Genomic DNA, 18332 nt, shown 5'->3' on the forward strand with positions numbered 1-18332 from the left:
CCTCACGGTCGGAATACAAAGGCCCCGCCTGCGAAATGCAAGCGGGGCCTCATGCGCTCAACCGGTGTCACGCTAAGTCCCTACGCTGGCATTACCCAGATCAGGTTCGCGGGTCGCAGGAGCACCTGCCTCTCAGCCCTTCGATTCGGGCTCCCCGTAGCAAGGGCCATTGTGGACGATGCGCCCCGGCCTGTCAAGAAGCCTTCGGCATGTGGGCAAAAGCTACCTCTCCTTTTCCAGCATCCGCTTGACGAAGGCGCCGGTGTAGCTGCCCTCCACCTCGGCCACCTCCTCGGGCGTCCCCGCGGCCACGATGCGGCCGCCGCGCACGCCGCCCTCGGGCCCGAGGTCGATGAGATGGTCGGCGCACTTGATCACGTCGAGGTTGTGCTCGATCACGAGCACGGTGTTCCCCGCGTCAACCAGGCGCTGCAGCACGATGAGCAGCTGCCGCACGTCCTCGAAGTGCAGCCCGGTGGTGGGCTCGTCGAGGATGTAGAACGTCTTGCCGCTCTGGCGCTTCTGCAGCTCGCTCGCGAGCTTGACGCGCTGCGCCTCGCCGCCCGAGAGCGTGGTGGCGGGCTGCCCCAGGCGGATGTAGCCCAACCCCACGTCGAAGAGCGTCTGCAGCTTGCGGCGGATGCCCGGTATGTTCTCGAAGAAGGCGAGCGCCTCCTCGACCGTCATGTCGAGCACCTGGGCGATGTTCTCGCCGCGGTAGGTGACCTGGAGCGTCTCGCGGTTGTAGCGGTTGCCGCCGCACACCTCGCACGGCACGTACACGTCGGGCAGGAAGTGCATCTCGATCTTGATCTGCCCGTCGCCCTTGCACGCCTCGCAGCGCCCGCCGCTCACGTTGAACGAGAAGCGGCCCGGCGCGTAGCCGCGCGCCTTCGCCTCCGCCGTGGAGGCGAACAGCGCGCGGATGTCGTCCCACAGCCCGATGTAAGTGGCGGGGTTCGAGCGCGGGGTGCGCCCGATGGGGCTCTGGTCGATGTTGATGACCTTGTCGAGCTTCTCCGTGCCCGTGATCTTGCGGTACGCGCCCGTGCGGCGGTGCGCGTGGTTCAGCCGGTTGGCGAGCGCCGGCGCCAGCGTGTCGGTCACCAGCGAGCTCTTGCCCGAGCCCGACACGCCCGTGACCACCGTCAGCGTGCCGAGCGGCACCTCGACGGTGACGTTTCGCAGGTTGTTCTCGGCGGCGCCCGTCATCTTGAGCGACCCGCGCCTGGGATGGCGGCGCGCGGACGGCACCTCGATGCGGCGGCGCCCCGCGAGGTAGTCGGCCGTGAGCGAGCCCTGCGCGCGCATGATCTCCTCGGGCGTGCCCGCGGCGACCACCGCCCCGCCGTGCTCGCCCGCGCCCGGCCCCATGTCCACCACGAAGTCGGCGGCGCGGATGGTGTCCTCGTCATGCTCCACCACGATCACGGTGTTGCCCAGGTCGCGCAGGCGCTCGAGCGTCGCGATCAGGCGCTCGTTGTCGCGCTGGTGCAGGCCGATCGAGGGCTCGTCGAGGATGTAGAGCACGCCCATGAGGCCCGCGCCGATCTGCGTGGCCAGCCGGATGCGCTGCGCCTCGCCGCCGGAGAGCGTGGCCGTGGCGCGCTCGAGCGTGAGGTAGTCGAGCCCGACGTCGACCAGGAAGCGCAGGCGCGCCTTGATCTCCTTCACGATGGGCCCCGCGATGACGTCGTCCTGGCCCGTGAAGCTCAGGCCCTCGAAGAACTCGAGCGAGTCCTTCGCCGACAGCTCGGTGACGTCGTGGATGGACTTCCCGCCGACCGTCACCGCCAGGATCTCGGGGCGCAGGCGCCGCCCCTTGCACGTCTTGCAGGGGATGGTGGCGAAGTACGCGGAGAGCTTCTCGCGCTGGGAGTCGCTCTGGGCCTCGGAGTAGCGGCGCTTGACCGCCTCCAGGACGCCCTCCCACTCGATGAACCAGTAGGTGTCGCGGCCGTCCACCGTGACGTAGTCGACGCGCACCTTCTCCGCGCCCAGGCCGTGCAGGAGCGCCCTCTGGCTCTGGGGCCTCATGTCCTCCCACGGCGTGGAGGGGTCCTCGCCCAGGTGGATCGCCACGGCGCGCAGCACCTGCGGGTAGTAGTTGCCGCTCTTGAACGGCGCCACCGCGCCCTCCGCGAGGGACAGCGACGGGTCGGGGATGACGAGCGACGGGTCCACCTCGTCGCGACTGCCCAGGCCCAGGCAGTCGGGGCAGGCGCCGTACGGCGCGTTGAACGAGAAGTCGCGCGGCTGGAGCTCGTCGAGGGAGTGGCCGTGCTCGGGGCACGCGAGCGCCAACGAGAACAGGTGCTCGCCCGCGCCCAGGCCGCCCGTGGCGCCCGACGACGCGCTCGCGGCCGGCCCCTGCGGCTTGCCGTCGGGCCCCATGACCTGCACGAGCACGCGCCCCTCGGCGAGCTTGCAGGCGAGCTCGACCGCCTCGGCGACGCGGCTCACGGCCGAGGGCTTGAGCGTCACGCGGTCCACCACCACGTCGATGAAGTGCTTGATCTTCTTGTTGAGCGTGAGCGGCTCGTCCCCGAGCCTCATGATCTCCCCGTTAACGCGCACGCGCGAGAAGCCCTCCTTCTGCAGGTCGGCGAAGAGCTTGGTGAACTCGCCCTTGCGGCCCGTGACCACGGGCGCCATCAGGATGGCGCGGCGCTCCTCGCCCATCCCGAGCTTGACGATCTCGTCGGTGACCTGGTCGGTGGTCTGCTTCTTGATCTCGCGCCCGCACTCAGGGCAGTGCGGCGTGCCCACCCGGGCGAACAGCAGGCGCAGGTAGTCGTAGATCTCCGTGGTGGTGCCCACCGTGGAGCGCGGGTTCTTCGACGTGGTCTTCTGGTCGATGGAGACCGCCGGCGACAGGCCGTCGATGGAGTCGAGGTCGGGCTTGCTCATCTGCCCGAGGAACATGCGCGCGTAGCTGGAGAGGCTCTCGACGTAGCGGCGCTGCCCCTCGGCGTACATGGTGTCGAAGGCCAGGCTCGACTTCCCCGATCCCGACAGGCCCGTGATGACCACGAGCTTGTCACGCGGTATGGTGAGGTCGACGTTCTTCAGATTGTGCTCGCGCGCACCCTTGATGACGATTTCGCTTTGTCCCATGAGCTCCGCTTTCCCGCTCGTTCGTTTTCTCGAACACGCATTGTAGCTCAAAAAGCGAAACTATGTTCGTAAAACATGCGACGTTTTCCGCGACTTCAGCGATTTCGCACATCTCGATTGGCGCGCCTACATGAAGAACGGGGCGAACGACAGGGCGGTCAGGGCGGCGGCGAACAGGGCGCGGGCTTTCTTGCGGCTCATGGCGACCTCCTTTGCGACGAGGCGTTTCCGATGCCGCCAGCATACGGGGAGGCAGGCGCGCCCGCGAGGCGCAGCCGGCATCCGTCAGCGCCCCACCGCCAACCCGTAACCGCCCCGGGATGTTGCGCGCACCGCGGACTGCGCCCTGGTAGCCCTTGCGCTCGCACCCACCCCGCAGCTTGCCCGCGCCGCAACGCCCCATCGCACCCCAGCCCTTTCCGGCGCTCGACGCCCCTACCCGCGGGGATGGGCCTGGGCGTGGACGGCTTTGAGGCGCTCGGGCGAGACGTGCGTGTAGACCTGCGTGGTGGACAGGCTCGCGTGCCCGAGCATCTCCTGGACGCTGCGCAGGTCGGCGCCGCCGGAGAGCAGGTCGGTGGCGAAGGTGTGCCGCATGGCGTGGGGCGACAGGCTCTCGTCGAGCCCCGCCGCGCGCACCGTCGCCTTGAACATCTTGCGGATGGCGTCGGGCGACATCCGGTTCCCGCGCGCGGAGACGAAGAAGAACTCCGAGGCCCTCCCCCTCAGCAGCTGGGGGCGGCCCTCTGCGGCGTAGGCGCGCATGGCCTGCACGGCGAGCTCGTGGACGGGGATGATGCGCTCCTTCGCGCCCTTGCCGAGCACCTTCACCTGGCCGCGCGCGAGGTCGACGTTGGCCGCCTTGAGGCCCGACGCCTCCGACACGCGCGCGCCGCATGCGTAGAGGAGCTCGAGCAGGGCCAGGTCGCGCAGGTCCTCGCAGGTCTGCTCGCGCGGGGTGCCGTCGAGGGCGCGCGGGGCGTGCACCGACAGAAGCCGCGCCATGTCAGCCGGCTTGATCACCTTCGGCAGGCTTCGGGGCGTCTTGGGGCCCTGCAGCACGCTCGCGGGGTCGACGTCCACGCGGCCCTCGCCCACCAGCCAGCGGAAGAAGCTGCGCAGCGCCGACAGGCGCCGGTTCACCGTGGTGCGGCAGTAGCGCGCCTGGTCGAGCTCGCCCAGGTAGAGGCGCAGCTGCTTGTGCGTGACGTGCAGCGGGTCGAGCGAGGCGCGCTCGGCCCAGCGCAGGTAGTCGGTCAGGTCGACGCGGTAGTTGCGCACGGTGTGCGCGCTCGCGTTGCGCTCGACGGCGAGCGCGCGGCAGAAGTCCTCGACGTGCGACGCGCCGGGGAGCACGGGGGCGCCGCCGGGCGAGCCCGCAGGCGCTTCGGCTGCGAGCGCGGATCCGACCTCGCCAGCGGCGGGCTCCCGCCTGCCAGCCGCAGCCTCCGCCGCGGACTCGCCGGGATCGGGCGTCATGCGCCCTCCCCTTCGCCTGCCAGCCCGTTCCCAGCCGCCGCGGCCGCCGCGCCTGTCGCGCTCGCATTCGCCGCGCCTCGCGAGGCCCACGCGGGGAGGAGCCCCGCCGCCTCAAGTGCGCTGCGGTAGCGCAGGAGCGCCTCGTTCGCGCGCGCGGCGTAGGCGTGGTAGCGCGCCGCCTTGTTGCGGACGCGCTCGGGCAGAGGCGGCATGATGCCGAAGTTCACGTGCATGGGCTGGTAGTCGGCAGTCGCCGCGTCGGTCGCATACGCCAGAAGCGCGCCGTACACCGTCTCGCGCGGCAGCTCCGGCAGCGCAATTCCGCGCAGGTCGGCCGTCGCGGCAAGCGCCACGTGCAGCCCCGAGCGGATGGCCTCGCAGTACCCCTCCGTGCCCGCGAGCTGCCCCGCCACGTACACGGGCGCGGGGAGGGCGCGCGCGGCGGGCGTGGTCAGGCGCCCGTGCGCGTCGAGCAGGCGCGGCGCGTCGATGAACGTGTTGCGGTGCATGACGCCGAACCGCGCGAACTCGGCGCCCTCGAGGCCGGGGATCATGCGGAACACGCGCTTCTGCTCGGGGAAGGTGAGGTTGGTCTGGAATCCCACCAGGTTGTAGCTCGAGCCGAAGGCGTCCTCGGCGCGCAGCTGCAGGGCGGCCCACGGACGGCGCCCCGTGCGCGGGTCGGTGAGGCCGACCGGCTTCAAGGTGCCGAAGCGCGGGGCGTCATGCCCCGCGCGCGCGATCTCCTCGATGGGCTGGCAGGCTTGGAACAGGTCCTTGCTCTCGAAGTCCTTCGCGATCACGCGGTCGGCGGCGAGCAGCGCCTCGATGAAGGCGTCGTACTCCTCGCGCGTGAACGGCGCGTTGAGGTAGTCCCCCGCGCCCCCCGAGGCGTCCTCGTAGCGGCTCTGGCGGAAGAGCTTGCCCAGGTCGAGCGAGTCGGCCATGACCACCGGCGCCGCCGCGTCGTAGAACGCGAGCGACTCCCTGCCCGTGAGGCGCGCGATCGACGATGCCAGCGCGTCGGAGGTGAGCGGGCCCGAGGCCAGCACCACCGCGTCGGCGCGCGCGGCCTCCGCCTCCACGTCGACGACCTCCTCGCGCACCACCTCGATGAGCGGGTGCGTCTCGACGAGCGCCGTCACGTCGCGTGAGAACTCCGCGCGGTCCACCGCGAGCGCGCCGCCCGCCGCCACCTCATGGCGGCGGGCGGCCGAGAACACCTGCGACCCGAGCGCCTCGAGCTCGGCCTTGATGAGCCCCGCGGCGCTGTCGGGCTTCATGCTCTTGAGCGAGTTCGAGCACACGAGCTCGGCGAGGCCGCCCGTGTGGTGCACCGGCGTGGGAACGTGGGGGCGCATCTCCGCCAGGCGCACGCGCACACCCGCGTCAGCCAGGGTGAGGGCGGCCTCGCTCCCCGCGAGGCCGCCGCCGACGATTGTCACTAGTTTCTTCATGCCGAAAAGGATACCAAACGAACGGCCGTCATACCGCTATATCGCAGTCATCCGCTCATCCTCGACGGCAAAGCGCGCGATAATCTCATCAAGCTCCGCGCGAAGCCGAGGCGGAATCTCCAGCGAAGGCGCGTCCTTGTACTTCATTTCAGCACGATCGTCATGCACGAAGTAAAGCTCTTCGTCCGTCATCTCAACCTCCTCATCTCAAATGAGCGGTGCTTTTTGTCAACTCGAAGAAGCTCCTTCAGAACTTCAACGTCAGCTCGATCACCATAGCTCGCCCTGAAGCTCCTCCACAGAGCTTCCGCAAGGCAAACGTCTAAACCCTTGGCCGCATAGTACCACACGCTGCCGTCATGCCCTACGACAACCCCGCCGTGAACGCACTCGTACGTCGCAGCCGTCATGATGTCGGCAAACGAGGGCTGCGTGCTCGCAGGGTGGTTATGAACGAACAAGACGCTGTCTTTGCAGGCCAGCACAGCTTTCGCCTCCCTTATGCCGAAGCCCGTCCGGCCCTCGCCTTTAGGATCGCAGCTCAAGTTGTCAGCCACAAGGACACCCGTGCGGGCGTCAACCGCAACGAGATACTCGAACTGCGTGCCGTCAGCACGCTGCAGGATCCGACCCGCCTGCGTGTAGGCAGATTGCGCGACGGTCTTCGGCGCGGGAATGCTCATGAACGCATCATGGTACGCCTTTGCGTTAACGACAGGAGCCACCGAAAACGCATTATCTCCCTTTCCCAAGCGCACAAGGGGCTCATCGTGCCTCATGCCCTCATCACCCGGCGCTCTTGAGGTAGGGGCCGTACCTGCCGTCGGGGTACTGAGCTATGAGGCCGTCGCGCTGGGCCTGGGCGAGCCACACCATGAGCCAGGTGAGGGCCTCGTCCTGCGGGCCCGCCTGGGCGGCGAGGCTCCGCAGCGCCTCCATCCCCAAGGGCTCCGCGCGCAGCGCCTCCAGGATCACCCGCGCCCGCTCGTCGCGCACAAGCGCGCCCGCGTCCCCGCGGCCCGCGCCGCCGACGCCGGGCACGCCCGCGCGCGCGTCCTCCTGCTTGAGGCAGCCGAACAGGCTGAAGAGCTGGTCGGCGAACGTCTCGTCGTCCACCACGGGCGTGGCGCCCTGGTACAGGAGGCGGTTGGCCCCGCGCGAGTTCGCCGACGTGATGGCGCCGGGCACCACGAGCACCTCGCGGTTGGCGGCCAACGCCTCGTCAGCCGTGGAGAACGTGCCCGAGGGCAGCCCCGCCTCCACGATGAGCGTCGCCTTCGCCAAGCCTGCGATCAGGCGGTTCCGCTCGCGGAACGCGAACGGCAGCGGCTTGAAGCCCCAGTCGTGCTCCGAGGCCACCGCCCCGCCCGCGTCGACCACGCGCTGGAAGAGCCCCGCGTTCTCCGCGGGGTAGAGCTCGTCGCACCCGCCGCCGAGGAACACCACCGTCGGCGCGCCCGCCGCGAGCGCCGCCTCGTGCGCCACCGCGTCGCACCCGCGCGCGCCGCCCGAGATGATCGCGATGCCGCGCGCGGCCGCGAGCCCCGCGAAGCGTCGCGCGCAGCTCTTCCCGTACGGCGTCGCCTTGCGCGCGCCCACCACGGCCAGCCCCTCCTGGAGCGCCGCGGGGCTCCCCACCACGCGCAGGCACGCAGGCGGGCGCTCGATCGCCTCGAGCGCCGCGGGGTAGCCCGCGTCGCCGCGCCTGATCTCGTGGCGCTCGCCCGAGAGCGCCGGCTTTGCCATGGACATGTCAGCCTCCTATCCCCTCGCGCAGGCGGAAGCCCAGCGCCTCCGCCAGATGATCCGCGCCCACGGCGTCGCGCTCGGCGATGTCGGCTATGGTGCGCGCCACGCCGAGCACGCTCACGAGCGCACGGCCGCTCATCGAGCACGCCTGCGCCGTGGACACGATGAACGCCTCTGCCTCTGGCGAGAGCCGGCACGCCGCGATCACCTCCTGCGGCCCTCCTCGGCGCGCGCCCGCCGCCGCGCCACCAGCCTCGGCCGCGTCGCGCGCCCGTCGCCGCGCCGCGAACTCCCGGCCGCGCATGACGCCCTCGCGCAGCTGCGCCGAGCTCGTCCCCCGCCCCGCGTCGAGCACGCCGCTCGGATCGAGGCGCGCCACGTCAAGCTGCAGGTCGATGCGGTCCATGAGCGGCCCGCCGATGCGCCCCTGGTACTGCCTGATCTGCGGCAGCGTGCACGTGCAGGCGCGCTCCGGGTCGCCGAAGTACCCGCAGGGGCAGGGGTTCGACGCCGCCACCAGCATGAAGCGCGCGGGGAACGACACGTTCCCGTCAGCGCGCGTGAGGCACACCACCCCTGACTCCATCGGCTGGCGCAGCGCCTGGAGGGCCGCGCCCTTGAACTCCGCGAGCTCGTCGAGGAAGAGGACGCCCTGGTGGGCGAGGGATATCTCGCCCGGGCGCAAGGGGTTCCCGCCCCCGACGAGCCCTGCCGGGGTCGCCGAGTGATGCGGGTGCCGAAACGGCCGCTTGCCCGCCAGGATGCCGGAGACGTCCTCCCCGGCCACCGAGTGCACCACCGCCGCCTCGAGCATCTCGTCCTGCCCGAGCGGCGGCAGGATGGAGGCGATGCGCGAGGCGAGCATGGTCTTGCCCGATCCCGGAGGCCCCATCATGAGCAGCCCGTGCCGACCCGCCGCCGCGATCTGCAGCGCGCGCTTCGCCGCCTCATGGCCCGACACATCCCTGAAATCGGGGGCGGAAGCGTCGGTCGGGCGCGGCTGCGCGACGCTCGAGCACGCCACGGGCGCAAACGGCTCCTCCGCGTGCAAGCGGCCCAGCGAGGGCAGCGCCAGCTGCACGAGGCTGTCGAGCGGCACCGCCTGCTCCCCCGAGCTCACCAACGAAAGCCCCTGGCGCGCGGCGCAGATCCCGAAGGCGAGCCCGCCCGCCACCGACCGCACGCTCCCCTCGAGCGAGAGCTCCCCCACGAAGAGCCGGCCCGCGAGCAGCCCCGGGTCCACCTGCCCCGTCGCAGCCAGGATGCCCAGCGCTATGGGCAGGTCGAACCCCGAGCCCGTCTTGCGCACGTCCCCCGGCGCCAGGTTCACGACGATCTTCTCGTTCGGCATCGCGAACCCCGACGCCCGGATGGCGGCGCGCACGCGCTCGCGCGCCTCCTGCACGGCCACGTCGGGCATGCCCACGATGGCCATGCCGGGAAGCCCGCTCGACACCACCACCTCCACGGCCACGGGCCGCGCCTCCACGCCCCGCAGCGTCGCACCCACGACCATGCACTGCGCGCCCACCTCTCACGCCGTCCCGAACGCGCTGATGATGTGGCGCACGAGCGCCCGGTCGGGCGAGACCGCCACGATGGACACCACGTCGAACCGCACGGGGAGATCGACGTCGGTCTCGTAGCGTGACAGGAAGGCGAGCGCGATCTTCTCGTACTTGTCGCGCTTGCCCGCGCTCACCGCCTCGGCGGGAAACCCCTTGCTGCAGTTCGAGCGCGTCTTCACCTCCACGAACACGAGCGCGTTGCTGTCGCGCGCGATGATGTCGGCTTCGCCGAAGCTGCACGTCCAGTTGCGCGCCACGATGTCGTAGCCGCGGCGGTACAGAAAGCGCGCCGCCGCGTCCTCCCCGCGCTGCCCGAGCTCGCGGTTGCGCTGACCGCGGCTCCTCCCCCTCTTCTTGGCGGCAGCGTCATCGCGCTCGCGCTCCTCGGGACCGAGCTCGACGTACTCCGCCTGGCTTGACCGTGCCATAGCCTGCCTCCTTGTCTCTCGCAAGGCAAGCATAGAGGCGCCGTCTGACGGGCATATGGCGCAGGTCGGGCAGGAAGGCGCGCGGAATTGGCCCGCCATGCGGCGAGCTCGTCGCAACATGCCGGCGGCAGCGCGCCGCCGCGGTGCCGCCGCGCCGCGCGCATCTGGCGCGAATCAAGCAAGGGGCGCGTGCGCTTCAGGCAGGATCATCCGCGCACCCTGGCAGAAGCGTCGAAAGCAGCACAACGAAAGGAGGGGCGGGACGGCGAGCTGCGCCCCGAGCCGCGCCCTGGACCCGCTTTGAAGAGAACTCCGGAGAGGAGAAGGCCTGATCCCCTAGAACAGCGTCGGCTGCGTGAAGGCCGTGCAGAACGACGCGCGGTGCGCGGGGCTCAGCCCCCGCTCCTTGATGGCGCGGATGTGCTCCTCGCTCCCGTAGCCCTTGTTGGAGGCGAGGCCGTAGCCCGGGTACTGCGCGTCGAGCTGCACCATGAGGGCGTCGCGCTCCACCTTCGCCACGATGGAGGCGGCGGCGATCGAGGCGCACCGGGCGTCGCCCTTGACCACGTTGACCTCGCGCGCGTCGAGGTGCAGCGGGTTTCCGTCGAGCAGGATGACGTCGGGGATGACGCCCGCCGCCTCGACGGCGGCCACCGCGCGCCTGAACGCCGCCGTGAGCGAGGCCGTCATGCCCGCCGCGTCGATCTCGTCAGGCTGCACGTACTGGACCGTCCACGCGAGCGCGCGCCGCCTCACCTGCTCGGCGATCACCTCGCGCTGCTCGGGCTTCACCTGCTTGGAGTCGTTGAGCCCCTCGATCACGTCGTCATCGCGCAGCACCACCGCGCCCACCGCGAGCGGCCCCGCCAGAGGCCCGCGGCCCACCTCGTCGAGGCCCACGCGCACGTGCCCGCCGCGCTCGGCGGCCAGCGCGCGCTCGAAGGCGTACATGCCCGCCACGCGCTCGCGCTCGGCGGCCTCGGCCTCAAGGCGGCGGCGCGCCACCTCGACCGCGCGGCGCACGCCCTTGCGCGTGTCGGCCACCAGCGAGCGCTCGAGCACCGCGAAGGCCGCCTCGTCGGCCTCCTGCAGCTTGCGCTTGATCTCGGGAACCGTCAGGTCCAGCACGTCCCAGCCTCCTTCGTCACGTCTCGCCCCCGCCCCGTCGCGCGCGTCGCGGAAGGCGGGGCAAGCGGGAGCGCCTCCCATCGCCTATCCTCGTCCCGCCAGCCGCACCTCAAACAAAGAGCTCCCCCAAAGGAGAGCTCTCAGACAGGTTATGCGGCATGGGCCTTAGCGGAAGGACTTCTCCTTGATCTTGGCAGCCTTGCCCACCTTGTTGCGCAGGTAGTACAGCTTGGCGCGACGCACGTCACCGCGGCGGGTGATCTCGATCTTCTCGATCTTGGGGGAATGCACCGGGAAGGTACGCTCGACGCCCACGGAGAAGCTGATCTTGCGCACGGTGAACGTCTCGCGCGAGGAAGCGCCCTGTCGGCGGATGACGTCGCCCTGGAACACCTGGATACGCTCGCGGTTGCCCTCGGTGATGCGGTAGTGGACCTTCACGTTGTCGCCCACGTTGAAATCAGGGATGTCCTGCTTGATCTGCTGTTGCTCGATAGCGCGAATGATGTCCATTGTCGATTCCTTCTATATTCCCACGGTTACACTTAAGTATCGTTTAGGTAAAGACACGATTTGAAAGCATATCACCTCATCCCGCAGTTTGCAAGCAAAACAGCACGATCAACGGCGAATTTTTCCGAAAGGCGCGCTTCGGGCTGACCTCATCGGGTTTCTCGGGCTGGCGGCCTCGCAGGCGGGGCAGGCGAAGCGCAAGCCTGCGAGCGCCTCCCCTACCGCTCCCCCGCCGCCGCGTGCTCGGCGCGGGCGGCCGCCAGGTCAACCGTGCGCGTGGCGATGCGCGCGGTGAGCGCCGGCGAGTGCGAGACGAGCACGATCCCCATGCCGCGCTCGTCCGCCGCCGCGATGATGAAGCGCCACAGCTGCGCCTGCGTGACCGCGTCGAGCATGGTGGAGATCTCGTCGGCGACGAGGTAGCGCGGACTCGCGGCGAGGGCGCGCGCGATGCAGAAGCGCTGGAGCTCGCCGCCCGAGAGCTCGTGAGGGAAGCGGCGCAGCCACGCGTCCCGGATGCCGAGCGCGTCGAGCAGGTCATCCGACACCGCACCCGCCTCGGCGAGCGACGCCTCCATGCGCATGCGCGGGTCGAGCACGCTCTCCGGGTGCTGGCCGATCAGCTGCACGGGGCAGGCGCCGCGACGCGGCAGGGGCGCGCCGTCGACCGTCACCGCGCCGCCCTGAGGGTGCTCGTATCCGGCCAAGATGCGGCAGAGCGTCGTCTTGCCGAACCCCGAGGGCGCGCTCAGGGCCACGCGCTCCCCCGGCGCCACCTCGAGCGAGAAGCCCGCGTAGAGCGCGGGGCGCCCCGCGTACCCGAACGTGATGTCACGTGCCGCAAGCGTCACAGCGCCTCGCCTCCCCTGCTCGGCGCGCCCGCGGAGGCGTACGCGCTCCCCGCACCCGCCCCCGCGCCCGCGGCGAAGCCGTGCTCGGGCAGCGCGTGCCAGAGCGCGCGCGAGAAGGGGTGCTCGAGCAGCTCGGGCGCGGCGAAGTTCGCCACCGCCGTCTCCTCGACCACGGTGCCGTCCCTGAACACCGCCACGCGGTCGGCCACGCGCAGCGCGAGCTCGATGTCGTGCGTGATGAGCATCACGCCGCCGCCCGCGTCGGCGAACGCGCGGAAGTCGTCCATGGCGCGCACGGCGAGCTCCAGGTCGAGCCCGGGCGTGGGCTCGTCGGCCACGATCACGCGCGGCGCGTCCATGAGCGCGCAGCACAGAAGCACGCGGCGCGCCATGCCGCCCGAGAGCTCGTGCGGGTAGAGGTCCTCGACCTCGGGGGCCAGCCCGTAGCGCGCGAAGAGCTCGCGCTGCCGGCAGGCCCGCCGCGCCGCGTCCTCGCGCCGCGCCCGCCCGCGCCCGCATGCCGCGCCGCGCACGAACGCGCCCACCTTCATGAGCGGGTCGAGGCTCGCCACGCTCTGCGGCACGAGCGCGATCCCCCGCCCGCGCACGCGCGTGAGCGCCGCGGCGTCCATGGGCTCGCCGTCGAACCAGATGCGCCCCGTCACCGTGGCGTTCGGCTCGAAGAGCCCCATGACGGCGTCGGCCAGAAGCGACTTCCCCGAGCCGCTCGCGCCCACCACGGCCACGATCTCGCCCGCGTGCACCGAGATCGACAGGCGCTCGATGGGCCGCACCTCGCGCTGCCTCGCCGTGAGGTAGGGCTCGTCGGCGTCGTACATGCGAAACGCCACCGTGAGGTCCTCCACCTGCAGGAGGTGGTGCCCGTGCGCATGGCGCGACGCGGGCGCATGCGTGTGGTGGTGGTGCGCCTGCGCGTCCTCGTGCCGCGTCTGCTCATGGCGCGCCCGCGCGTCCTCGCGGTGCGCCGCGTCCTCATGGTGCGCCTGCTCGTGGCGCGCCCGCGCGTCCTCATGCCGTGTCATCTTCTCTTCCCCGGTCATCTCGCTCACCCGCCTACTCCTGGGCCGAGTGCGGGTCGACGAGCTTGCGCAGGCTCGAGCCCGCCACGTCGAACAGCATCACCACGCCGATGAGCGCCAGGCCCGGGAACAGCGCGAGCCACCAGGCGCCCGCTGACAGGTACGTCATCGACTCCGACAGGATGATGCCGATGGCCGGCTGCTCGGGCGGCAGGCCGAAGCCCAGGAACGTCACGGCCGCCTCGTGCAGGATGGCGTGCGGGAACATCAGCACGAGCCCCACGAGGAACTGCGGCAGCACGTAGGGCAGCATGTGGCGCAGCGCGATGCGCACGCGCCCCACGCCGAGCTGGCGCGCCGCGCCCACGAAGCCGGCCTGCTTGCACTGCAGGATCTCGGCGCGGATCACGCGCGTGAGGCTCGGCCAGTGCGTGAGCGCCACGCCGACGGTCACGCCCCAGAACCCCTTCCCCAGCGCGAACGAGATGAGGATGAGCAGCACGATGTGCGGGACGCCCATCATGAGGTCCACGAGCCACGACACCACCGCGTCGGCGCGCCGCCCGCCGAGCGCCGCCGCCGCGCCGAGCGCCAGCGCGATCAGCGACGACGCCACCGCCGCGATCAGCCCCACGAGCACGCTGGTCGAGAGCCCCGCGAGCGTGCGCGTGAGCATGTCGCGGCCCATCCAGTCGGTGCCGAAGGGGTGCTCGAGCGAGGGCGCGAGGTTCTTCTGCGTGAAGTCGGTGCTCGTCGCCGCGTCGAAGCAGGCTAATCCCGCGCCCACCACGCACGCCAGGAGCAGCGCCGACGCCACGCACGCCAGGAGCGTCGCGCGGCGGTTCGCCATGCGCCGCGCCTGCGGCCGATGGAAGGTGGTGACGGCGCTCATCGCGCGCCTCCCCTTCGCCGCATGCGCGGGTCGACCACGCCGTAGAGCACGTTCGCCGCCAGGTTGCCGCCGAACACGAGCGCCGCCGACACGAGCGCGATGCCCGCGAGCAGCGCCACGTCGCCGCCGAGGCCCGCCGTCACGGCCGCCTGCCCGAGCCCCGGGTAGGAGAACACCTGCTCGACGAGGACCGACCCGCCGAAGATCTCGGAGATCTGCGCGAACTGCAGCGTGATGGCGGGGAGGACCAGGTTGCGCAGCCCGTGGCACCGCGCGACCTGCCAGGTGGCCATGCCGCGCGCCCGCGCGAAGCGCACGTAGTCGCTCTCCATGACGTCGATCGTCTTCTCGCGCGTGTGCAGCGCCACGTTGGCCACCCCCACCACCGACAGCGTGATGGCGGGCAGCGCGATGTGGTGCAGGGCGTCGAGCAGCGTCACGTCGGCGGCCGCCTTGCCCACCGGCACCGAGAAGCCCAGCGGGAACCACCCCAGCCCCACGGCGAACACCATGAGGAACAGAAGGCCGATCCAGAACGTCGGGCTCGCCGCCAGCACGAAGCAGTAGCTCTTCACGAGCTTGTCCACGAGGCTGCCGCGGCGCACGCCCGCCAAGACGCCGAGCAGAAAGCCGATCACGCCGCTCGCCACCCAGGCGATCGCCATGAGCGCCAGCGAGTTCACAGCGCGCGAGGCGATCACCTGCGCCACCGGCGCGTTGTAGCGCAGCGACGTCCCCATGTCGCCCTGCACGAGCGCCGACGCCCAGCTGAGGTAGCGCTCGGGGAGCGGCGTGCCCACGCCCCAGTAGGCGTCGAGCTGCGCGCGCTTCTCGGGGCTCATGGAGAGGAGCGCCGCCTGCCCCACGTTCGCCTGCACGGGGTCGACCGGCGAGAGGCTCACCAGCGTGAACACGACCACGCTCACCGCCACCATGAGCAGCAGGAACCTGAGCGCGTTATGTAGGATGTACTTCGCCATGGCGCGCTATCGTAGCATAAAACCTAGCGCCATTCCCACTTGTCGACGTTGTTGACGAGCGACCAACCGTGACCGTGCGGATGCGGCTTCTGCTCGGCCACGTGCAGGCCCGCGCGCTGGAAGTACAGGTGGTCGACGTTGGCGAGCCACACCCACGTTGAGGCAGCCTGCGGTGCCACGCCCGTGCGCGTCTCGGGGTCCCACTGGGCCTTCTGGTAGAACGCGTAGGAGTCCTCGACGCTCGTCTGGGCGAGCGCGGCGTCGAGGTTGGCGTCTACCTCGGCGCTCTCGTAGCTCGCGTAGTTGCCCCAGCCCTCCGAGTGCGAGAGCTCGTAGAGCTCCACCGGGGCGTTGGAGCCCCAGCCCCACAGCACCGGGTCGCTGTACTGGTGGGGGTAGATGTCATCCCAGCTCGCGCCCTTGACGCTCACCTCGATGCCGAGCTCCTTGCACTGGTCGGCGAAGTCGGCGGCGAGCGCCTGGCGCGTGGAGTCGCCGGCGGAGTAGTACAGGTCGAACGCCGCGCGGACGCCGTCCTTCGCGCGGACGCCGTCGGCGCCCGCCGTCCAGCCGCCGTCCTCGAGCATCTGGCGCGCGCGGTCGGGGTCCACCTCGACGCGCATGTCGGGCGACGACCACGGCATGCCGTCGCCGACGCTCCACGCCTCGGTGCCGTAGCCGTTGAGCACGTGGTCGATCATGCGCACGCGGTCGATGCCGTAGTTGAGCGCCTGGCGCAGCGCGAGGTCGCACGTCACGTCGTTGCCCACCTTGTAGGCCACGTCACCCTCCTCCACCTTGTCAGGGCTGCCTGCGGGCACGCACGGCAGCGATATGCCGCGCGAGTCGACCGTCTTGCAGTCGAGCAGCTCGTAGCCCGCCGGGGAGGACCCGGCGAGCGTCGCCGAGGTGTACGCCACGTCGACCTGGCCCGACTGCGCCGAGGCCAGAGACGCGTCCTCCTCCATGAACAGCACCACCACGCGCTCGATCAGGGGCGCCTCGCCGTAGTAGTCGGGGTTGGCCGTGAGGATCACCTGCTGGCCGCGGTCCCACTGCTCGAGCAGGTAGCGGCCGGACCCCACGGGGTTCGACCCGTAGTCGGCGCCGTAGGCGTGCGCGGGCACGATGCCCACCACGGCGAGCGTGTACAGAAGCGCGTTGTTGGGCTTGGCCATGGCCAGCTCGACCGTGACGGCGTCGAGGGCGCGCGCCTCGCGCACCGACGACAGGTCGGCCTCGGCCGCCTCGTTGCTGATGATGCCGTTGACGGTGAACGCCACGTCCTCGGCCGTGAGCGGCTTGCCGTCGGTGAACTTCACGTCGTCGCGGATGGTGAACTTCCAGGTCATGCCGTCAGGCGCGCACTCGTAGGAGGTGGCGAGGTCGTTCTGGAACTCAAGGTTGACGTCCGTGGTGATGAGCGTGGACTGGATGAGCGGCTCGTGCACGTGCTCGCCGCAGCCCCAGGAGTACAGGGGGTCGAAGCCGGCGGCCGGCTCGGAGCCCGGGGTCATGGAGACCACCACCTGGCTCTTCGCGCTCGCGTCGCCTGCGGCGCCCGCCGAGGACGCGCTCTGGCCGGAGGAGCCCTCGCCCGCGCAGCCTGCGAGCGTGCCCCCGAGGGCCGCCGCCAAGGCGCTCATGCCAGCGACCTTCACAAACGATCGACGCGTTATCTCGGACATTTCCCGCTCCTTCCCTCACACCCCGCGCATCCGGTGCTTCCGTCGCCGCAGGGTGTTACCAATTCAGTATGCGTAACACAGTATAGCAGGGAACGCCGCCTGCGGTGTTACGAATTTCATATTGGTAACCTTAGGCGGGCGCGAACGGCGGAAGACGAGCGCAGGCGGCAAGAAGGGGATGGAGAATGGCGGGCTGCCGCCGTCAGGGCGCGCGAACGGCGCGTCAGAGCGCGAGCAGGAGCGCGTAGGCCGCCACGCCGGCGACCGCGCTCCACAGGAGCGAGCGCGTCTTGGCGGCCACGAGGACCACCACGAGCGCCGCTGTCAGGGGCACCGCCGCGGGCCAGACGCCTGCGGCGAACATGCCGGGGGCGAGCAGGTCGTTCGCCACCAGGGCGGCGAAGGCGGCAGGCGGGATGAACCCGAGCGCGCGGCTCAGGGAGCTCGGCAGCTCGCGGCCCTTCAGGAAGAGCAGGGGCAGCGTGCGGCACGCGAGCATGCACGCGCCGCAGATGACGAGCACTATCCAGAACTCCTCCCAGCTCACGAGCGCTCCTCTCGCCCCTGTTCGCCGGATGCGGCGCGGGCGGCGGCCACGATGCGCCGGTCGCGCGCGCCCGCGTACGCCATGGCGCCCGCTACGCCGAGGAGCGCGCCCACCAGGATGGCCGGGCCCGTGAGGCCCGCGGCCTTGCATGCGTACACGCCGACCATCGCCAGCACGATGGCCACGATGTTCGCCGAGGTCATCTTCTGCGTGACGAGCAGGCAGATGAAGATGGACGTCATGGCGAACGCCGCGATGTCAAGCGGGATGCCGATGGCGCTGCCCACCAGCACGCCCACCACGTTCGAGACGGTCCAGGAGGTCTGCGAGAACAGGTTCACCATGAGCGCGCGGTCAACCGACCAGCCGCCCTCCGCGAACTTGGCCGTGGAGACGCCGTAGCTCTCGTCGGTCACGGTGGCCGCGAAGAGAAACGCGAGGCGGCGGCTCACGTTCTGGCACTCCGGCGCGAACGACGCCGCGTAGAGCATCTGCCGCGTGTTCACGAGCGACACGCTCGCGATGATGGAGGCCAGGGGCGAGGCCGCCAGGTACATGTTCGGGATCATGAACTGACCCGCACCCGAGTAGAACAGCGCCGAGAGCAGGAGCACCTGCAGGGCGTTAAGGCCGATGGAGTCGCACAGAATGCCGCAGGGAATGCCGATGGCGACGTAGCCCAGCATGATGGGCACCGCTGCGTGGAACGCGTCTTTGATGTGGTCACGGGTAAACATAAGCCTAGCCATTATAGCCGTGCGGCCCGCCGTTTCCAAATCATTCCGCGAAAGGCGGCGTACCCCGCCGAAACCCGCTAAGCCCGGCCACCCCGCAGCGCTCCAACGCGGCCCTTCGTAGCCCGCCGCCCCAACACACCCCGCACCGCATCCGCCCC

General features: G+C 70.6%; 17 protein-coding genes and 1 riboswitch. All 17 genes read right to left on the reverse strand.

Translation table 11 applies throughout. From position 1 onward, the window contains the following. Nucleotides 1-58: 58 nt before the first annotated feature. Nucleotides 59-167: riboswitch (TPP riboswitch) on the reverse strand. Nucleotides 168-222: 55 nt separating this feature from the next. Further along, nucleotides 223-3117, reverse strand: a complete 2895-nt coding sequence (uvrA, locus tag G7Y49_RS01225) for an excinuclease ABC subunit UvrA (RefSeq protein WP_165170431.1) — start codon at nt 3115-3117, stop codon at nt 223-225. A gap of 435 nt (nt 3118-3552) precedes the next feature. Further along, nucleotides 3553-4596: a tyrosine recombinase gene (locus G7Y49_RS01230; protein WP_165170433.1), complete on the reverse strand. Its 1044-nt coding sequence runs from the start codon at nt 4594-4596 to the stop codon at nt 3553-3555. Next, nucleotides 4593-6053 carry a methylenetetrahydrofolate--tRNA-(uracil(54)-C(5))-methyltransferase (FADH(2)-oxidizing) TrmFO gene (gene trmFO / locus G7Y49_RS01235; RefSeq protein ID WP_165170435.1) on the reverse strand — a complete coding sequence of 487 codons (1461 nt, stop codon included), beginning with the start codon at nt 6051-6053 and terminating at the stop codon, nt 4593-4595. Before trmFO ends, G7Y49_RS01230 begins: the two co-directional genes overlap by 4 nt. 36 nt (nt 6054-6089) lie before the next feature. Further along, nucleotides 6090-6245, reverse strand: coding sequence for a hypothetical protein (locus G7Y49_RS01240; RefSeq protein WP_165170437.1), 156 nt, complete (start codon nt 6243-6245; stop codon nt 6090-6092). Then, nucleotides 6242-6805, reverse strand: a complete 564-nt coding sequence (locus tag G7Y49_RS01245; protein ID WP_206214501.1) for a hypothetical protein — start codon at nt 6803-6805, stop codon at nt 6242-6244. The genes G7Y49_RS01240 and G7Y49_RS01245 overlap by 4 nt, the downstream gene beginning before the upstream one ends. A gap of 34 nt (nt 6806-6839) precedes the next feature. Continuing rightward, a complete protein-coding gene (locus tag G7Y49_RS01250; RefSeq protein ID WP_206214502.1) occupies nt 6840-7805 on the reverse strand; it encodes a DNA-processing protein DprA in 966 nt (321 codons plus the stop codon). 1 nt (nt 7806) lies between these two features. After that, nucleotides 7807-9318, reverse strand: coding sequence for a YifB family Mg chelatase-like AAA ATPase (locus G7Y49_RS01255; protein WP_165170441.1), 1512 nt, complete (start codon nt 9316-9318; stop codon nt 7807-7809). An 18-nt stretch (nt 9319-9336) separates the two neighbouring features. Then, nucleotides 9337-9798 carry a YraN family protein gene (locus tag G7Y49_RS01260; RefSeq protein ID WP_241157214.1) on the reverse strand — a complete coding sequence of 154 codons (462 nt, stop codon included), beginning with the start codon at nt 9796-9798 and terminating at the stop codon, nt 9337-9339. 336 nt (nt 9799-10134) lie between these two features. Next, nucleotides 10135-10923, reverse strand: a complete 789-nt coding sequence (locus G7Y49_RS01265; protein ID WP_165170487.1) for a ribonuclease HII — start codon at nt 10921-10923, stop codon at nt 10135-10137. 168 nt (nt 10924-11091) lie between these two features. Beyond that, nucleotides 11092-11439 (reverse strand): 50S ribosomal protein L19, encoded by a 348-nt coding sequence (rplS, locus tag G7Y49_RS01270; RefSeq protein ID WP_165048132.1) that lies wholly within the window; start codon nt 11437-11439, stop codon nt 11092-11094. Between the two features lie 218 nt (nt 11440-11657). Then, nucleotides 11658-12290 carry an ABC transporter ATP-binding protein gene (locus tag G7Y49_RS01275; protein WP_165170445.1) on the reverse strand — a complete coding sequence of 211 codons (633 nt, stop codon included), beginning with the start codon at nt 12288-12290 and terminating at the stop codon, nt 11658-11660. Continuing rightward, nucleotides 12287-13333 carry an ATP-binding cassette domain-containing protein gene (locus G7Y49_RS01280; protein ID WP_241157215.1) on the reverse strand — a complete coding sequence of 349 codons (1047 nt, stop codon included), beginning with the start codon at nt 13331-13333 and terminating at the stop codon, nt 12287-12289. Before G7Y49_RS01280 ends, G7Y49_RS01275 begins: the two co-directional genes overlap by 4 nt. A gap of 31 nt (nt 13334-13364) precedes the next feature. Further along, nucleotides 13365-14222 carry an ABC transporter permease gene (locus tag G7Y49_RS01285; protein WP_206214504.1) on the reverse strand — a complete coding sequence of 286 codons (858 nt, stop codon included), beginning with the start codon at nt 14220-14222 and terminating at the stop codon, nt 13365-13367. After that, complete coding sequence (locus G7Y49_RS01290) at nt 14219-15202, reverse strand: ABC transporter permease (protein ID WP_165170447.1); 984 nt, start codon at nt 15200-15202, stop codon at nt 14219-14221. The genes G7Y49_RS01285 and G7Y49_RS01290 overlap by 4 nt, the downstream gene beginning before the upstream one ends. 23 nt (nt 15203-15225) lie before the next feature. Next, nucleotides 15226-16890 carry an ABC transporter substrate-binding protein gene (locus tag G7Y49_RS01295; RefSeq protein ID WP_165170449.1) on the reverse strand — a complete coding sequence of 555 codons (1665 nt, stop codon included), beginning with the start codon at nt 16888-16890 and terminating at the stop codon, nt 15226-15228. A 223-nt stretch (nt 16891-17113) separates the two neighbouring features. Continuing rightward, the gene (locus tag G7Y49_RS01300; RefSeq protein WP_206214506.1) at nt 17114-17437 is read right to left on the reverse strand and encodes an AzlD domain-containing protein; all 324 of its coding nucleotides are present in this window, start codon (nt 17435-17437) and stop codon (nt 17114-17116) included. Further along, complete coding sequence (locus G7Y49_RS01305) at nt 17434-18174, reverse strand: AzlC family ABC transporter permease (RefSeq protein WP_165170453.1); 741 nt, start codon at nt 18172-18174, stop codon at nt 17434-17436. Before G7Y49_RS01305 ends, G7Y49_RS01300 begins: the two co-directional genes overlap by 4 nt. Nucleotides 18175-18332 lie beyond the last annotated feature (158 nt).

The organism is Adlercreutzia sp. ZJ242 (assembly GCF_011038995.1).
Taxonomy (GTDB): Bacteria; Actinomycetota; Coriobacteriia; order Coriobacteriales; family Eggerthellaceae; genus CAAEEV01.

Bases quoted from the DNA above. Each gene is read 5' to 3' on its own strand.
- G7Y49_RS01230 (WP_165170433.1), bottom strand. From the start codon at position 4,596: ATGACGCCCGATCCCGGCGAGTCCGCGGCGGAGGCTGCGGCTGGCAGG.
- G7Y49_RS01255 (WP_165170441.1), bottom strand. From the start codon at position 9,318: ATGGTCGTGGGTGCGACGCTGCGGGGCGTGGAGGCGCGGCCCGTGGCC.
- G7Y49_RS01280 (WP_241157215.1), bottom strand. From the start codon at position 13,333: ATGACACGGCATGAGGACGCGCGGGCGCGCCACGAGCAGGCGCACCAT.
- G7Y49_RS01260 (WP_241157214.1), bottom strand. From the start codon at position 9,798: ATGGCACGGTCAAGCCAGGCGGAGTACGTCGAGCTCGGTCCCGAGGAG.
- G7Y49_RS01295 (WP_165170449.1), bottom strand. From the start codon at position 16,890: ATGTCCGAGATAACGCGTCGATCGTTTGTGAAGGTCGCTGGCATGAGC.
- G7Y49_RS01285 (WP_206214504.1), bottom strand. From the start codon at position 14,222: ATGAGCGCCGTCACCACCTTCCATCGGCCGCAGGCGCGGCGCATGGCG.
- G7Y49_RS01240 (WP_165170437.1), bottom strand. From the start codon at position 6,245: ATGACGGACGAAGAGCTTTACTTCGTGCATGACGATCGTGCTGAAATG.
- rplS (WP_165048132.1), bottom strand. From the start codon at position 11,439: ATGGACATCATTCGCGCTATCGAGCAACAGCAGATCAAGCAGGACATC.
- uvrA (WP_165170431.1), bottom strand. From the start codon at position 3,117: ATGGGACAAAGCGAAATCGTCATCAAGGGTGCGCGCGAGCACAATCTG.
- G7Y49_RS01305 (WP_165170453.1), bottom strand. From the start codon at position 18,174: ATGTTTACCCGTGACCACATCAAAGACGCGTTCCACGCAGCGGTGCCC.
- trmFO (WP_165170435.1), bottom strand. From the start codon at position 6,053: ATGAAGAAACTAGTGACAATCGTCGGCGGCGGCCTCGCGGGGAGCGAG.
- G7Y49_RS01250 (WP_206214502.1), bottom strand. From the start codon at position 7,805: ATGTCCATGGCAAAGCCGGCGCTCTCGGGCGAGCGCCACGAGATCAGG.
- G7Y49_RS01290 (WP_165170447.1), bottom strand. From the start codon at position 15,202: ATGGCGAAGTACATCCTACATAACGCGCTCAGGTTCCTGCTGCTCATG.